This window comes from Streptomyces sp. NPDC015661, assembly GCF_043077765.1.
Taxonomy (GTDB): Bacteria; Actinomycetota; Actinomycetes; order Streptomycetales; family Streptomycetaceae; genus Streptomyces.
Window position 1 is genome coordinate 15,010 of the sequence record NZ_JBIBST010000008.1, and the last position, 13,242, is coordinate 28,251.

A 13,242-nucleotide genomic window follows, 5' to 3' on the forward strand; every position below is an offset into this window, starting at 1 on the left:
CTTCGGAGCTCGGCTGAGGGAGGTCCGCCCCTTCGGAGCTCGGCCGCGGGAGGCCCGCCCCCTCGGGGCTCGGCCGCGGGAGGCCCGGGGCGCCGGCCTCCCGGAGCTCAGCGCAGCAGGTCCGCGATCCGCTCGCGCATCGACGCCATCGTGAAGCCGCGCGGGTCCACCTTGCCCGGCTGCCACTCCAGGTGCCCGATGACCGAGCGGTGCGTCCAGCCGTGCGCCCGGCAGACGGCGGCCGCCGCCTTCGCGATGGCCTCCAGCTGGACCTTCGGCCACGGGTCCTCGCCGTTGCCGAGGTTCTCGCATTCGAAGCCGTAGAAGTGCCGGTTGCCGTCCGTGGTGGCCTCGTCGTCCGGCGGCAGGCGCCGCTCGGCGATGACCGCCCGGAGGACCTCGTCGTCGCCGAGCCCCGCGTGGTTGGCGCGACCGTAGCCGACGAGGTGGACCGTGCCGTCCTTGGCGATCACGCCGTGACAGAGCGGCCCCGGCAGGGCCTCGTAGCCGTCCCGGCAGATCCGGACGGTGTTGGCGGTGCCGCGGGTCACGGTGTGGTGGATCATCACGCCGTGCACCGGGCCCCAGGGGCCCTTGTGGTTGCGGTTGTGGGTGGACCAGTCGCCGACCTGGACGACCGCGAGGCCCTCGCCGCGCAGCGCGCGGAGAAACCTGTTCGCGGACATGGGTGAGGCCATGACCGACTCCTTCCGGAGGACGGGGTGAACCTCCGGAGTACCGGAGTCCGCCACTCCGCTGCCATGCGTTCGGGCCGTGTGCGAGCCGATCCAGACAGATCGTCAGGGGACGGGTGGGGCTGCGCTGTTCGGATGGAAATCGTGCGACATACCCCGAAGATCGTCGAACAGTCCCACCCGAATGTGTAATGGCGGCGACACGCTCCGTGCTGAAAGGCTTCTCGCGCAACTCAGTCATACGAGAGGGAGTTCCATGTCCGTTGGTTCGGTTGACGGCGAGGTCCGCGCGGAGCAGCAGGCCCCGCAGCAGAGTCTCGGCACCGCCGCCGCGCGGAACCTCGCCACGACCACCAAGTCGGCCCCGCAGATGCAGGAGATCACCTCCCGGTGGCTGCTGCGGACACTGCCGTGGGTCCAGGTGCAGGGTGGCACGTACCGGGTGAACCGCAGGCTCAGCTACTCCGTGGGTGACGGGCGCGTCACCTTCGTCCAGACCGGAGAGCGCGTCGCGGTGATCCCCGCCGAACTCGGCGAACTCCCGGCACTGCGCGGCTACGAGGACGAGAGCGCGCTGACCGAGCTCGCGGCCCGATGCACCCAGCGGGAGTACGCGGCGGGCGAGATCATCGCCGTGGCGGGCGCCCCCACCGACCGGGTGTACCTCCTCGCGCACGGCCGCATCGAGCAGATCGGCGAGGGGCCCTACGGCGACGAGGCCGTGCTCGGCGTCCTCGCCGACGGTGCCTACCTCGGCGAGGCCGCGCTGGTCGGCGCGGACGCCACCTGGGACTGGACCGCCCGGGCCGCCACCGCCTGTACGGTCCTGGAGCTGACCCGGGACGACGTCCGGAACCTCGCGGACCGGGCCGGCTCGCTCGCCGCGCACCTCGCGGGCGTGGCCTCGGCGCCGGACCGCAGTACCAACACGTACGGCGAGGCCGCCATCGACCTCTCCGCCGGCCACGTCGGCGAGGCGGTCGTCCCGCACACCTACGTCGACTACGACGCCTCGCCCCGCGAGTACGAGCTGAGCGTCGCCCAGACCGTGCTGAAGGTCCACAGCCGCGTCGCCGACCTCTACAACCAGCCGATGAACCAGACCGAGCAGCAGTTGCGGCTCACGGTCGAGGCGCTCCGCGAGCGCCAGGAGCACGAGCTCATCAACAACAAGGAGTTCGGCCTCCTCGCCAACTGCGACTACGGGCAGCGGCTCCAGCCGCACGACGGCGCCCCCAGCCCGGACGACATGGACGAGCTGCTCTCCCGCCGCCGGGGCTCCAAGATGTTCCTCGCCCACCCGCGCGCGATCGCCGCCTTCGGCCGCGAGCTCAACAAGCGCGGCCTGGTGCCCGAGACGATCGAGATCGCGGGCAACCGCATCCCGACCTGGCGCGGTGTGCCGATCTACCCGTGCAACAAGATCCCGGTCTCGGACGCCCGGACCACCTCGATCATCTGCATGCGTACCGGCGAGGCCGACCAGGGCGTCATCGGTCTGCACCAGACCGGCCTCCCCGACGAGATCGAGCCCAGCCTCTCCGTCCGCTTCATGGGCATCGACGAGCAGGCGATCATCTCCTACCTGGTCACGGCCTACTACTCGGCGGCGATCCTCGTCCCGGACGCCCTCGGCGTCCTGGAGAACGTCGAGGTCAGCCGCTGGCGTTGAGCCCTCGATGCCCGGGGGCGGGGCCGAACCCGCCCGCCCCCGGGCACTCCCGGCCGATCGCCGAGCGGACCGCCGCGAAGGATGCGAAGGAAATGACCGTGACCATGACCAGCGTGGACGCCGTCGCCGACGGACAGGGCGCCGTGACGCTCCTGGACCGGACGCGCACGGCCGTCAATCCCCGACTGCGCTCGACCATCGAGTCCCTGCCGGCCTCCGTACGGCGGGTGGCGATGTACCACTTCGGCTGGGAGCGCGCCGACGGCAGCCCCGACGCCGGGCAGCCGGGCAAGGCGATCAGGCCCGCCCTGGTCCTCGCGGCGGCCCGCGCCCTCGGTGCCGACGACGACCGCGCCGTGAACGCCGCGGCGGCGGTGGAGCTCGCGCACAACTTCACCCTGCTCCACGACGACATCGTCGACGAGGACCCGACCCGGCGGCACCGGCCCACCGCCTGGACCGTCTTCGGCATCCCGGACGCCCTCATGGCCGGGGACGCGATGAGCGCGCTGTCCCTGCGGCTCCTCGCCGAGGACCCCCACCCCGCCTCCGCGGCGGCCTCCGCGCGCCTCGCCGCCTGCGTCATCGAGCTCTGCGCCGGCCAGCAGGCCGACTGTGCCTTCGAGCAGCGCGATCCGCGCGAGGTCTCGCTCGACGAGTGCCTGGCCATGGCCACCGCCAAGACCGGTGCCCTGCTCGGCTGTTCCTGCGCCCTCGGCGCGCTCTACGCGGGCGCGGGGGAGGAGGAGGTCGCGGCGATGGACGCCTTCGGCCGGGAGGCCGGTCTCGCCTTCCAGCTGATCGACGACCTCATCGGCATCTGGGGTGACCCGGACCGCACGGGGAAGCCGGCCGGCGCCGATCTCGTCGCCCACAAGAAGTCGCTTCCGGTGGTGGCGGCGCTCACCTCCGGCACCCGCGCGGGGGAGGAGCTGGCCGAGCTGTACGCGCTTCCGGTCCTCGACGCGGCGGCGGTACGGGCGGCGGCCGACGCCGTCGAGCGGGCCGGCGGCCGCGACTGGGCCCAGGCCCAGGCGGCCGAGCGCATGGGCCGCGCCGTCGAGCACCTGGCCCGGGCGGTGCCGGACCTGGCGGCGGCGGAGGACCTGCTGGCCCTCGCGGAGTTCGTGACGCGGCGTACGCGCTGACGGCCCGGTCCTCACATGTCGGGGACGATCCGGGTGACCACGGTCTCGATCATGTCGTCCAGGTCCCGGTCGCCGAGGAGGCCGGGGACGGTGAAGTGGTCGAGGAGCAGCCCGGTGAGGGCGACGTAGAGCACCCGGACGGTGTCCGCGTCGCCCGGCATGCCGGAGTCGAGGTGGAGCCGGATGTTCAGGTCGAGGTCGGCCCGGAGCACCTCGGTGAACCGCTTCTGCAGCTCGGGGCGGCGCGCGGCCTCCAGGCGGAGCTCGAAGAGGCCCAGGTAGCAGGTGCGCTCGGCGGTCATGCGCCGGGCGAGCCAGCGCATCAGCTCGACGACCAGCGCGCGGCTGGGCGTCGGCAGCAGCGCGGCGTCGATGGCGCCGGGCTCCGGGGTGAGCCGTACGAAGATCCGGTCGGCGACCTGGGAGAGCAGCTGGTCCCGGTCGCTGAAGTAGTTGGACGAGGTGCCCGTGGGGACCCCCGCCCGGGCGTCGACCGCCCGGAAGGTCAGCCCACGGGCGCCTTCGTCCGCCAGGACCTCGATCGCGGCGTCGAGCAGTGCCGTACGGCGCTCCGGGTTTCTCGCCATGTTCGGACTCCTTCTGAAAAAGTCTTGCGCAACCACTACACCTGAAGCACTATAACTGTCGTGGTTGCGATCGCGGCCGCATCCCAAGACGAAGAGGACCGGTTTGCGCAAGCTCACCTACTACATCGCCTGCACCATCGACGGCTTCATCGGCGACCCCGAGGGCGATGCCGCCTCCATGTTCAAGTACGCGGAGGGGGCGTACATGGCCTGGATGGGCGCCGAGTACCCGGAGACCATTCCGACGCAGGGCCGGGAGATGCTCGGCGTCGACGGCGCGAACAAGCACTTCGACACCGTCATCCAGGGACTCGGGTCCTACCAGCTCGCCCTGGACATCGGCGTCACCAGCCCGTACAACCACCTGCGCGAGGTCGTCGCCACCCGCTCGCTCGCGGAAGCGCCCCACCCGAACGTCGAGCTGATCGCCGACGACCTCGTCGGCCGCGTCCGCGAGCTCAAGGCCGAGGACGGCCCCCTGGGCATCTGGCTCTGCGGCGGCTCCACCCTCGCCGGCGAGCTCATCGAGGAGATCGACGAGCTGGTCATCAAGACGTACCCGCAGGTCTACGGCACCGGCATGCCGATGTTCGGCGCCGGCTTCGAGCCCCGGGACTTCGACCTCGGCGACGTCCGCGCCTTCGAGAACGGCGTGCTCGTCCGTACGTACACCAGGAAGCGGTAGCGGGCGCGCCCCCGGCGGCGGCAAGCGCTCGGGTGCGGGGCGACCTACCCTGGATGCATGGGTGACGAGGCGCCTCACACGACGCGGGACCCCCTGGCCGAGCGCCACTGCCCGGCCTGCGGCGGACCGCTCACCGTGCTGGCCACCCGGCACAAGGTCCTCGGGGCCTGGGTGCCGGAGTGGGAGGTGCAGCCCTGCCGCAACCCCGAGTGCCCGCTCCACGAGGGGGCGGAAGCCGCCACCACGCACGTGACCGGCAAGAACGGCGAGATCGGGAGAAGTCCGGCCCCGGGGTGACCGGACGCGCGGCGGAGCCGGTCATACCGCTACAGTCCGCGCATGTCATCGGAGTCGACAGAAGTCTGGACCGGTTGGTACCGGGACCGCAGCGGCGCGGAAGCGATCGTCATCACGGCCGACGGGCGGCACGTCGCCACCCGGATCAGGGGGACCGAGTACACCGGCGAGAGCTTCGCCGCGCTCGCCGCCGCCGAGGAGGGCGGGCGGCCCCTCACGAACTGCGTCCTGGAGTGGGACCTGCCGCTCCCCGTCGTCGTGGACGGCGCCGCCCAGCAGGCCACACTGGCCTGCCTGCTGACGCTCGGTGAGCGCGCCGACCTCAGCCTGACCCTGCACTACGGCGGCGCCGCCTTCGAGGCGTGCGTCGCCGGGGGCGACTTCGAGGGAGCCCTGGAGCGGGTGCGGCGCCAGCTGCCGCCCGGCGCGGACTTCGGCCGCAGGCTCCTCCAGGCGGCCTGAGACGCGGGACGGCGGCGCCCCGGGGAGGGGGCGCCGCCGCCGTACGGGGCTTCGCGCGAGCTCCCGAAGGCGGAGGGGGCTGCGCGTCAGCCCTTCGAGGGCGTACGGGTCTTCGCGTCAGCTCTTGAAGGCGGAGGCGAGCCCGTAGCGCCACAGCTGGTCGACGCGGGACCGCTCCTGCGCGTTCGGCTGGGCGTTCTGGCAGGACGTGCCGGGGCCGCCGCCCGACATCAACTCGCTGCACGGGCCGCTGTAGTGGTCCGGGAGCCCGAGGACGTGCCCGGTCTCGTGGGCGGTGACCCGGGTCGAGTTGTACTGCTGGTTCTGCCGGTAGTCGAGGAAGATGTAGCCGCTGCCGTGGCCGTCGGTGCTGGCGTACGAGCCACGGGAGTCGTTGCCCTCGTAGTACGCGAAGTCCGGGTTGCTGCCCTCGACGAGCCGGACGTTCACCACCGAACTGTTCCATATCTGCGCCGAGCGGGCGATCTGGGTGCGGAAGCTCGGCGCGTTCGCCGTGCTGTAGACGACGGTGACGGCGGTCGCGCCCGGCGTCGCGGCCCGCTTCTTCGCCACCGACTTCACGACGGCGTCGAAGAAGGCCTGGTTGGCCTTGGCCTCCTCGGCCGAACCGGCGTACGCCACGGCGGCGTTGCCGGCGGCGACCGTGGTGTCCGTGCCGACCGCCGCGGCCGGGGCCGTACCGAGAGAGGCGGCGAGACCGAGGCCGAGAGCGGCGGTCAGCACGGAGGTGAGGACCTTGGGGTGAGTCATGGGGGGCTCCTCCTGTTGGGTTCGGAGAGAGTCTCCGGGGAGCCGGCCCGCGAGCGGATGATGCCAGCCCCCGATAGCCCCATCGCATCACCGCGCCGAAATGCGTCAACTCCCTTGGAATGAAAGGTGATTGAAGGGTTCCGGGTGTCTGGTGCGACTCCGGGAGCCGTCCTACGCTCGGGGCATGGAGCTGGAGGTGAGACATCTGCGCGCGCTCTGCGCCATCGCGGACACGGGTAGCCTGCACAAGGCGGCCCGGCAACTGGGCATGAGCCAGCCCTCGTTGACCACCCAGCTGCGCCGCATCGAGAACTCCCTCGGCGCCGAGCTCTTCTCCCGCGGCCGCACCGGCTGCCGCCCCACCCCGCTCGGCCGCTCCCTGCTCAGCCGGGCCCGCCCCCTCGTCGCCGACATGGCCGCGCTCGTCACCGAGACCCGGGCCGCGGCCGCCCGCGCCGACGGGCCCGGACTCCGCGTCGGCTCCACCGCCAGCCGGGCCCTGCCGGGCTGGCTGCGCCGGCTCCGCCAGCGGCTGCCCGGCACCGACGTCGGCCTCCGGGTGGACGTCTCCGCCGGCGCGCTCCTGCGCGCGGTCGCCACCGGGCAGCTCGACGTGGCCTTCGTGCACGAGGTGGAGGGCTGCCCGCTGCGGGTCCCCGAGGGCCTCACCGGCCGGGTCCTCGTCGCCCGCGAACCGCAGTTCGTCTCCATGGCCCGCGACCACCCCGCCGCCGCCCGCCCCGTCGTGGACCTCGCCGACCTCGCCGCCGACCACTGGATGGTCGACCCGAGCGTCGACGGCGAATGGGACGGCCTCCGCCGGGTCCTCGGCGCCGCCGGCATCGACCCGCCCCTGCTGCACGGCGACTACCACACGGCCGCCTCGCTCATCGTCCTCGGCGAGGCCGTCGCCCCCTGCCAGCCCACCTCCGTCCCGCGCGAGGACATGGCCGTCCGCCCCCTGCGCGGCGACCCGCTCGGCGTCCGCCTCCTCCTCTACGCCCGCCCGGCGGCGCCCCTGGACGTCCTGTACGCCGAACTCGCGGCGGCCTACCGGGAGGTGGCCCTGCGGTCGGCCCCGTACCGCGAGTGGCTCCGCCGCCAGGGCGCGACGGCCACGCTGTCGGTGGGACCGTGCATGATGACGGCATGAGCGAAGATCCCGCCCCGGCAGAGGTACGCCACGCACGCCCGGAGGACCTGCCGCGCGTCGTCGAACTGATCGCCGAACACGCCGCGTACGAGAAGGCGGCACCCCCGGCCCCCGGCCTCGCGGACCGGCTGGCGGGCCTCCTCTTCGGCCCCGAGCGGCCCCGCCTCCGCTGCTTCGTCGCCGCGCTCCCCGACGGCACGCTCGCGGGCTACGCCACCTGCGCCCCGGAGCTCTCCACCTGGGACGGCACGGAGTACCTCCACATGGACTGCCTCTACCTCACGGAGTCCTCCCGAGGCCACGGCCTGGGCCCCCTCCTGATGGCGGCCCTCCGCGAGGAGGCCCGCACCCTCGGCCTCCCGGAACTCCAGTGGCAGACCCCCGCCTGGAACGAGAACGCGATCCGCTTCTACGACCGCCTGGGCGCCACCTCCAAGGAGAAGCGCCGCTACTCGCTCCCGGCGGGGGCGTAGAGCCCTGCGGGGCGGTCAGTCGGCGCAGTTGTGGTACGCCGCGACCTGCCAGACGCCGTCGCCCGTGCGCTCCAGCGCCCAGGTCGCGCGGACCCAGCGGTCGTCCGGAACCTCGGTCTCACCGGCGAGGACGACGGCGTTGCGGGCGACGGCGACGGCCGCGTCGCGGCACTCGCCGAGGAACCGCACGCCGTCGATCCCGCCGCGGACGGTCGAGCCCTTCAAGGGGCCCTCGAACCCGGCCGCCATCGCGGCGCGGATCTGCTCGCGGCCGTCGCGGAAGGATCCGGGCAGCGCGGCGGTCGCGTCGGGGGTGTAGACGGCGACGAAGGCGTCGGCGTCGTTGGCCGCCCACGCGGCGTACACGGCGTCGATCACGGACCGCACCTGCTGCTCGGCGACGTCCTGCGTGGTCGTCGTGGCCATGGTGTCCTCCTGGAATGCTGAGGGATGTCGCCGGTACCTACCGCCGACGCCGCCGGAATTCATCGCGACCGGCCCACGGATCACCGATGAATTCCGGGACGGTCGCCGGTACGTACGTCACCGCACCGAGAGAGGCAGGCATGGCCACCACGAGCCCGTACACCGACGACCCGGCCGCAGAGTTCGCCCGGCGCACCGACCCGCACCGCCGGGAGCTCCTGGCCTACTGCTACCGGATGCTGGGCTCCCTGCACGAAGCCGAGGACCTCGTGCAGGACACCCTGCTGCGCGCCTGGCGCGCCTTCGACCGCTACGACGCCCGGCGGGCGAGCGTGCGCACCTGGCTGTACCGGATCGCCACCAACGTGTGCCTCACCGCGCTGGACACCCGCACGCGCCGTCCCCTGCCCAGCGGCCTCGGCGCACCCGACGAGGACCCACTGACACCGCTGGAGTACGCACCGGAGGTGCCCTGGCTCCAGCCGGTTCCGGACGCGTGGCTCGCGGACCCCGGCCAGGTGGTCGCCGCCCGCGGCACCCTGCGCCTGGCGTGGGTCGCCGCCGTGCAGTACCTGACCGCGCGGCAGCGGGCCGTGCTCATCCTGCGCGACGTCCTCGACTGCTCCGCCGCCGAGACCGCCGCGCTCCTCGACACCACCCCGGCGGCGGTCAACAGCGCACTCCAGCGCGCCCGGGCCCGGCTCGCCGACACCGGCGTCACCGAGACGCGGGTGACGGAGGAGGCCGCGGACCGGCTGGTGGTGGACCGGTACGCGGCGGCCTTCGAGAAGGCGGACATCGGTGCGCTGACCGCGCTGCTCGCCCACGACGCCATCCTGGAGATGCCGCCGGTCCGCACCTGGTTCACCGGCCGCGACCGGTACGCGGGCTTCATGACCTGGGTGTTCGCGGCGAACGGCACCGACTGGCGCGTCCTGCCCACGGCGGCGAACGGCCAACCCGCGATGGCGGCCTACGTACGCCGCGCCGCCGACGACCCGGCCGGCCACCGGCTGCACACCCTCCAGGTCTTCGACGTCGCGGACGGCCGCATCACCCGGAACACCGTCTTCCAGGCCCCCGCCGACCTCACCGCCTTCCATCTCCCGGAGACCCTCCCCCCATTTCCCTGACCGACCCACGGCGGAGAACACCGACGGCGGTGCGTGGCAGGAGACTCGCAGGGAGTGGTGGACCGGCGACGTGGCGTTTCCCCTCCTATCGTGGAACCTCAACACCATGACGCCGGTGCCGAGGGGGGCAGCACATGAGGGAACCGCAGATCGACTACGCCGCGGTCTTCCACGCACTGCCCGGCATGGTGGCGCTGCTCACCCCCGAGCTGGTGTACGCCGACGCCAACGAGGACTTCCTCAGGCTGGCCGGCCGCACCCGCGAGCAACTGCTGGGCCGCTACATCTTCGACGTCTTCCCCGAGAACCCGAACGACCCGGCCGCGGCCGGCATGCGGGAGACCCGGGCATCGATGCTGCGCGTGGTGGCGACCGGCGAGCGGGACACCATGGCGCTGCTCCGTTACGACATCGAGGACTCCGACCGGCCCGGACGCTGGGTCGAGCACTTCTGGAGCCCGGTGAACGCGCCGGTACTGGACTCGGACGGGCACGTGGTGCTGCTCGTGCACCGGGTGGAGGAGGTGACCGAGCTCATCCGCGCCCGACGCGGCACCGGCAGCGACAGCAGCCGGGCCCATGTGCTGGAGGCCGAGCTCTACACCCGCTCCCGCGAACTGCAGCAGGTCAACGAGCGCCTGCGGCAGGCCCACGCGCGCGAACGCGAGGTCGCCCTGGCCCTGCAGGCGGCGATGCTGCCGGCCCCGACGCCGGTCGGGCACCACCGGGCGGCCGTCCGCTACCGGCCCGCCGTCGGCGCCCTCAACGTGTGCGGTGACTGGTACGACCTCGTCGACCTGCCCGGGGACCGCATCGCGGTCGCCGTCGGCGACGTCGTCGGCCACGGCCTGGAAGCCGCGGGAGTCATGGGGCAGCTGCGCAGCGCGCTGAGCGCCGCCGCCCGCGTCGCCGACGGTCCGGCCCGGGCGCTGGACGCCCTCGGGCTGTACGCCCGCCACGTCCAGGGCGCGGAGTCGACCACGGTCGTGAAGACGTACATCGACTGGGACACCCACACCCTCACGTACAGCAGCGCGGGCCACCCACCACCCGCCCTGCTCCACCCCGACGGCACGGTGACGTTCCTGGACCGGGCCACCGACCCGCCCCTCGGCGCGCGCCCGGAACACGTTCCGCGGCCCGAGGCCAGTACGGCCTTCACCGAGGGCGCCACCCTGGTCCTCTACTCGGACGGCCTGATCGAACGCCGCGACGAGGACATCGACGTCGGCCTGGCCCGCCTCGCCGACTCCCTCGTCCGGCACGGCCGGGCCAACCCCGAAGACCTGGCCGACGCACTCCTGGCCGACCTCCTCCCGTCCCGGGGCAGCATCGACGACACGGCCCTGGTCATCATCCGCCTGTGAACCGTGCCGTCGACCGGCGCACCGAGATGCGACGGGCGGGGCCCGATGCTGCAATGGGACTGTGCCACGCGGGGGTGTCAGCGGGGGAAAGCCACGAGCAGCAGAGGTGACGCCTTGAGTGACGCAAGCGAGGAAACGGCCGAAGTGGGCCCCATCGACTACCTGATCGTCGAGTTCCCCGGTAACCGGATGACCGGCGAGGGATTTCCTCTCCTCGTCGATCTCGTGGACCGCGGCCTCATCCGGATCCTGGACCTGACGTTCGTCAAGAAGGACGACGACGGAACCGTGAGTGGCATGGAGATCGCCGACTTCGACGGCGACGGCGCGCTCGACCTGGCCGTCTTCGAGGGCGCTTCGTCAGGGCTCCTGGGCCAGGACGACCTCGAAGAGGCGGCCAAAGCGCTGGAGCCCGGCAGCTCCGCCGGAATCCTGGTCTACGAGAACCTGTGGGCCGCCCCGTTCGCCGCGGCCCTGCGCCGTGGCGGAGCCCGGCTGGTCGCCTCGGGGCGGATCCCCGTCACCGACCTCGTCGCCGCCCTCGACGAGACCGAGGCCGCTCGCTAGACATTCGTTCACCAGCGCAGAAGGGACACAGCCATGCCAGGTCTCCTCCGCGGGGTCGCGCGCACCGCTGTCGTCGCCGGAACGGCGACCGCCGTGTCGAACCGCGTGTCGCGCCGTCAGGCGGGACGATGGGCGGCGCAGCAGGCGCCCCCGCAGCAACAGGCATACCAGGCCGAACCGCCCCCGCCGCCACCCCCGGCGCCGGCCGCCCCGGACATGAGCAGCAAGATCGAGCAGCTGAAGCAGCTCGGCGAACTGAAGGACCAGGGCGTGCTCACCGAGGCCGAGTTCGAACAACAGAAGCGCACGATCCTCGCATCATGACCGCCCCCCGGCGGCGGACACCACAACAGGCGCCCGCCGCCGGAGACGTTCGCCGGGATCCTGAACACATCCCTCTCGACGGGGACTGGGCCTTCATGGCCCGCGCTCTCCGCGCGGCCACCATGTACGAGTAGAGCGGCGCTCATCGCGTACGAGAGCCCCGGTGATCCGCCGAGAAGGTGAAGCCGAACCGCGCCTCGACCCTGATCGAGTTGAGCCCGGAGGAGCGCCGACAGGTCATCACCCTGCCGTCGAGCATCGCCAAACTGACGGTGGTCAAGCACCTCGTGCTCTACGGCAGCAACCTGGTCCGGGTCCCGCCCGAGATCGGGGCCATGAGCGGCCTGGAGGAGTTCACCCCGTACACCTCCTACCGGTTGCACTGGTTCCCCTACGAGATCACCCGCTGCCGACGGCTGGCCCGCAGCACGGTGAGCACGCGAGCCCTCTTCGGCAACTTCAGGCTCAGGCCGCCCTTCCCGAAGCTGACGTCGTCCCCGGACTCCCTCGCGGGCCTCGATCCGGAACGTCCGGATCCCGGGCGTTGGGGTCCCACAGCCCTCCAGGGCTGCAGTGTCTGCGACGGCCCGATCGAGCGAGGCGGACTCCGGCAGGTGTGGATCTCCCTGCGCGTGGCCACAGACGTGCTGCCGCTGCTGGTCAACGCCTGCTCGCCGGAGTGCGTCGCCTCCCTGCCCGGTGGTGCTCGTGACCACATCCCCACGCTCACAGAGGCGGCCGGGTCGACCAGCCCCCGCCCTACTGAGGCGAGCGTCGAGCAGCCGCAGTTCGGCCTCGGGTACGTGTCCGCCGTCAGTGCCCTGCGGCTCTGCGCGCTCCTCCGGCCCCGGAAAACACCGCACCCGGCCCGCCAAGGGCGCCGTTGTTCGGCGACCGGCGGACCGGGTGCGGTCGGGGACCGGGCGAAGGTCAGGCCTTCTTGGTCTCCCAGAAGATGCGGTCGATCTCGGCGATGAGCTCCAGCGCCTTCTCGCCCGTCTTCGGGTCGGTCGACGCCTTGGCGGCCGAGAGGGCCTTCAGGGTGTCGTTGACCAGCTGGTTGAGCTCGGGGTACTTCTCGAAGTGCGGGGCCTTGAAGTAGTCGCTCCAGAGCACCGAGACGTGGTGCTTGGCGAGCTCCGCGCGCTGCTCCTTGATGACCGTGGCGCGCGCACGGAAGTGCGGGTCCTCGTTGGCCAGGTACTTCTCCTGGACAGCCTTGACGGACTCGGCCTCGATGCGGGCCTGGGCGGGGTCGTACACGCCGCACGGGAGGTCGCAGTGGGCGCTGACCTTCACCTTGGGGGCAAACAGGCGGGAGAGCATTGAGCCGTCCTTCCTCGTGATCGTCTTCTCAGGTGGGACATTACTCGGTGAGAAGGGCGTTTTCGCGGGCGCCCCCTGGGGCTTAGGTCAAAAGTCCAGGGTCACCATGGGACTCGTGTACGAGTGGACGAGCGGACGCACGAGCGGATCGGGAGG

At 72.3% G+C, this 13,242-nt stretch carries 17 protein-coding genes; 12 read left to right on the plus strand and 5 right to left on the minus strand.

Going from position 1 to position 13,242, the window contains the following annotated elements; genetic code table 11:
• Positions 1–107 precede the first annotated feature (107 nt).
• Positions 108–698 carry an N-acetylmuramoyl-L-alanine amidase gene (locus tag ACF07V_RS22050; protein ID WP_392156459.1) on the minus strand — a complete coding sequence of 197 codons (591 nt, stop codon included), beginning with the start codon at positions 696–698 and terminating at the stop codon, positions 108–110.
• 253 nt (positions 699–951) lie between these two features.
• Here ACF07V_RS22050 and ACF07V_RS22055 point away from each other — a divergent pair, with 253 nt between their 5' ends.
• Entirely contained in the window at positions 952–2,367 is a 1,416-nt protein-coding gene (locus ACF07V_RS22055; protein WP_392156461.1) for a family 2B encapsulin nanocompartment shell protein, read from the plus strand.
• Between the two features lie 104 nt (positions 2,368–2,471).
• A complete protein-coding gene (locus ACF07V_RS22060; RefSeq protein WP_392157049.1) occupies positions 2,472–3,515 on the plus strand; it encodes a family 2 encapsulin nanocompartment cargo protein polyprenyl transferase in 1,044 nt (347 codons plus the stop codon).
• A gap of 11 nt (positions 3,516–3,526) precedes the next feature.
• Here the strand turns inward: ACF07V_RS22060 and ACF07V_RS22065 are convergent, their stop codons facing one another.
• Positions 3,527–4,102 carry a TetR/AcrR family transcriptional regulator gene (locus ACF07V_RS22065; RefSeq protein WP_392156463.1) on the minus strand — a complete coding sequence of 192 codons (576 nt, stop codon included), beginning with the start codon at positions 4,100–4,102 and terminating at the stop codon, positions 3,527–3,529.
• Between the two features lie 103 nt (positions 4,103–4,205).
• On the opposite strand from ACF07V_RS22065, the gene ACF07V_RS22070 reads away from it, so the two are divergent.
• The 3 genes from ACF07V_RS22070 to ACF07V_RS22080 are packed head-to-tail and all read left to right on the plus strand — an operon-like array spanning position 4,206 to position 5,546.
• Positions 4,206–4,787 (plus strand): dihydrofolate reductase family protein, encoded by a 582-nt coding sequence (locus ACF07V_RS22070; RefSeq protein WP_392156464.1) that lies wholly within the window; start codon positions 4,206–4,208, stop codon positions 4,785–4,787.
• Between the two features lie 57 nt (positions 4,788–4,844).
• Positions 4,845–5,084 carry a hypothetical protein gene (locus ACF07V_RS22075; protein WP_392156466.1) on the plus strand — a complete coding sequence of 80 codons (240 nt, stop codon included), beginning with the start codon at positions 4,845–4,847 and terminating at the stop codon, positions 5,082–5,084.
• A 42-nt stretch (positions 5,085–5,126) separates the two neighbouring features.
• Positions 5,127–5,546: a DUF6304 family protein gene (locus ACF07V_RS22080; protein ID WP_392156467.1), complete on the plus strand. Its 420-nt coding sequence runs from the start codon at positions 5,127–5,129 to the stop codon at positions 5,544–5,546.
• Between the two features lie 117 nt (positions 5,547–5,663).
• Here the strand turns inward: ACF07V_RS22080 and snpA are convergent, their stop codons facing one another.
• On the minus strand, positions 5,664–6,317 hold the full coding sequence (snpA, locus tag ACF07V_RS22085) for a snapalysin (protein WP_392156469.1): 654 nt from the start codon (positions 6,315–6,317) through the stop codon (positions 5,664–5,666).
• A 184-nt stretch (positions 6,318–6,501) separates the two neighbouring features.
• Here snpA and ACF07V_RS22090 point away from each other — a divergent pair, with 184 nt between their 5' ends.
• Together ACF07V_RS22090 and ACF07V_RS22095 are read left to right on the plus strand one after the other, a co-directional pair.
• Complete coding sequence (locus ACF07V_RS22090; protein WP_392156471.1) at positions 6,502–7,470, plus strand: LysR family transcriptional regulator; 969 nt, start codon at positions 6,502–6,504, stop codon at positions 7,468–7,470.
• Positions 7,467–7,943 (plus strand): GNAT family N-acetyltransferase, encoded by a 477-nt coding sequence (locus ACF07V_RS22095; protein WP_392156473.1) that lies wholly within the window; start codon positions 7,467–7,469, stop codon positions 7,941–7,943. The genes ACF07V_RS22090 and ACF07V_RS22095 overlap by 4 nt, the downstream gene beginning before the upstream one ends.
• A 15-nt stretch (positions 7,944–7,958) precedes the next feature.
• Here the strand turns inward: ACF07V_RS22095 and ACF07V_RS22100 are convergent, their stop codons facing one another.
• Entirely contained in the window at positions 7,959–8,369 is a 411-nt protein-coding gene (locus ACF07V_RS22100; protein ID WP_392156475.1) for an SgcJ/EcaC family oxidoreductase, read from the minus strand.
• Positions 8,370–8,509: 140 nt separating this feature from the next.
• Between ACF07V_RS22100 and ACF07V_RS22105 the strand changes: the two genes are divergently transcribed.
• The 5 genes from ACF07V_RS22105 (at position 8,510) to ACF07V_RS22125 (ending at position 12,737) form a co-directional block, all read left to right on the plus strand.
• A complete protein-coding gene (locus ACF07V_RS22105) occupies positions 8,510–9,502 on the plus strand; it encodes a sigma-70 family RNA polymerase sigma factor (RefSeq protein ID WP_392156477.1) in 993 nt (330 codons plus the stop codon).
• 134 nt (positions 9,503–9,636) lie between these two features.
• The gene (locus tag ACF07V_RS22110) at positions 9,637–10,869 is read left to right on the plus strand and encodes a PP2C family protein-serine/threonine phosphatase (RefSeq protein ID WP_392156478.1); all 1,233 of its coding nucleotides are present in this window, start codon (positions 9,637–9,639) and stop codon (positions 10,867–10,869) included.
• Positions 10,870–10,983: 114 nt separating this feature from the next.
• Entirely contained in the window at positions 10,984–11,436 is a 453-nt protein-coding gene (locus ACF07V_RS22115) for a DUF6325 family protein (protein ID WP_392156479.1), read from the plus strand.
• 33 nt (positions 11,437–11,469) lie between these two features.
• The gene (locus ACF07V_RS22120; RefSeq protein ID WP_392156481.1) at positions 11,470–11,760 is read left to right on the plus strand and encodes an SHOCT domain-containing protein; all 291 of its coding nucleotides are present in this window, start codon (positions 11,470–11,472) and stop codon (positions 11,758–11,760) included.
• 179 nt (positions 11,761–11,939) lie between these two features.
• Positions 11,940–12,737, plus strand: coding sequence for a leucine-rich repeat domain-containing protein (locus ACF07V_RS22125; RefSeq protein ID WP_392156483.1), 798 nt, complete (start codon positions 11,940–11,942; stop codon positions 12,735–12,737).
• Here the strand turns inward: ACF07V_RS22125 and sodN are convergent.
• The gene (sodN, locus tag ACF07V_RS22130) at positions 12,691–13,086 is read right to left on the minus strand and encodes a superoxide dismutase, Ni (RefSeq protein ID WP_041131199.1); all 396 of its coding nucleotides are present in this window, start codon (positions 13,084–13,086) and stop codon (positions 12,691–12,693) included. The two genes, ACF07V_RS22125 and sodN, sit on opposite strands and share 47 nt — an antisense overlap.
• Between the last annotated feature and the right edge of the window lie 156 nt (positions 13,087–13,242).

Bases quoted from the DNA above. Each gene is read 5' to 3' on its own strand.
- ACF07V_RS22050 (WP_392156459.1), bottom strand. From the start codon at position 698: ATGGCCTCACCCATGTCCGCGAACAGGTTTCTCCGCGCGCTGCGCGGC.
- ACF07V_RS22055 (WP_392156461.1), top strand. From the start codon at position 952: ATGTCCGTTGGTTCGGTTGACGGCGAGGTCCGCGCGGAGCAGCAGGCC.
- ACF07V_RS22060 (WP_392157049.1), top strand. From the start codon at position 2,472: ATGACCAGCGTGGACGCCGTCGCCGACGGACAGGGCGCCGTGACGCTC.
- ACF07V_RS22065 (WP_392156463.1), bottom strand. From the start codon at position 4,102: ATGGCGAGAAACCCGGAGCGCCGTACGGCACTGCTCGACGCCGCGATC.
- ACF07V_RS22075 (WP_392156466.1), top strand. From the start codon at position 4,845: ATGGGTGACGAGGCGCCTCACACGACGCGGGACCCCCTGGCCGAGCGC.
- ACF07V_RS22080 (WP_392156467.1), top strand. From the start codon at position 5,127: ATGTCATCGGAGTCGACAGAAGTCTGGACCGGTTGGTACCGGGACCGC.
- snpA (WP_392156469.1), bottom strand. From the start codon at position 6,317: ATGACTCACCCCAAGGTCCTCACCTCCGTGCTGACCGCCGCTCTCGGC.
- ACF07V_RS22090 (WP_392156471.1), top strand. From the start codon at position 6,502: ATGGAGCTGGAGGTGAGACATCTGCGCGCGCTCTGCGCCATCGCGGAC.
- ACF07V_RS22095 (WP_392156473.1), top strand. From the start codon at position 7,467: ATGAGCGAAGATCCCGCCCCGGCAGAGGTACGCCACGCACGCCCGGAG.
- ACF07V_RS22100 (WP_392156475.1), bottom strand. From the start codon at position 8,369: ATGGCCACGACGACCACGCAGGACGTCGCCGAGCAGCAGGTGCGGTCC.
- ACF07V_RS22105 (WP_392156477.1), top strand. From the start codon at position 8,510: ATGGCCACCACGAGCCCGTACACCGACGACCCGGCCGCAGAGTTCGCC.
- ACF07V_RS22110 (WP_392156478.1), top strand. From the start codon at position 9,637: ATGAGGGAACCGCAGATCGACTACGCCGCGGTCTTCCACGCACTGCCC.
- ACF07V_RS22120 (WP_392156481.1), top strand. From the start codon at position 11,470: ATGCCAGGTCTCCTCCGCGGGGTCGCGCGCACCGCTGTCGTCGCCGGA.
- sodN (WP_041131199.1), bottom strand. From the start codon at position 13,086: ATGCTCTCCCGCCTGTTTGCCCCCAAGGTGAAGGTCAGCGCCCACTGC.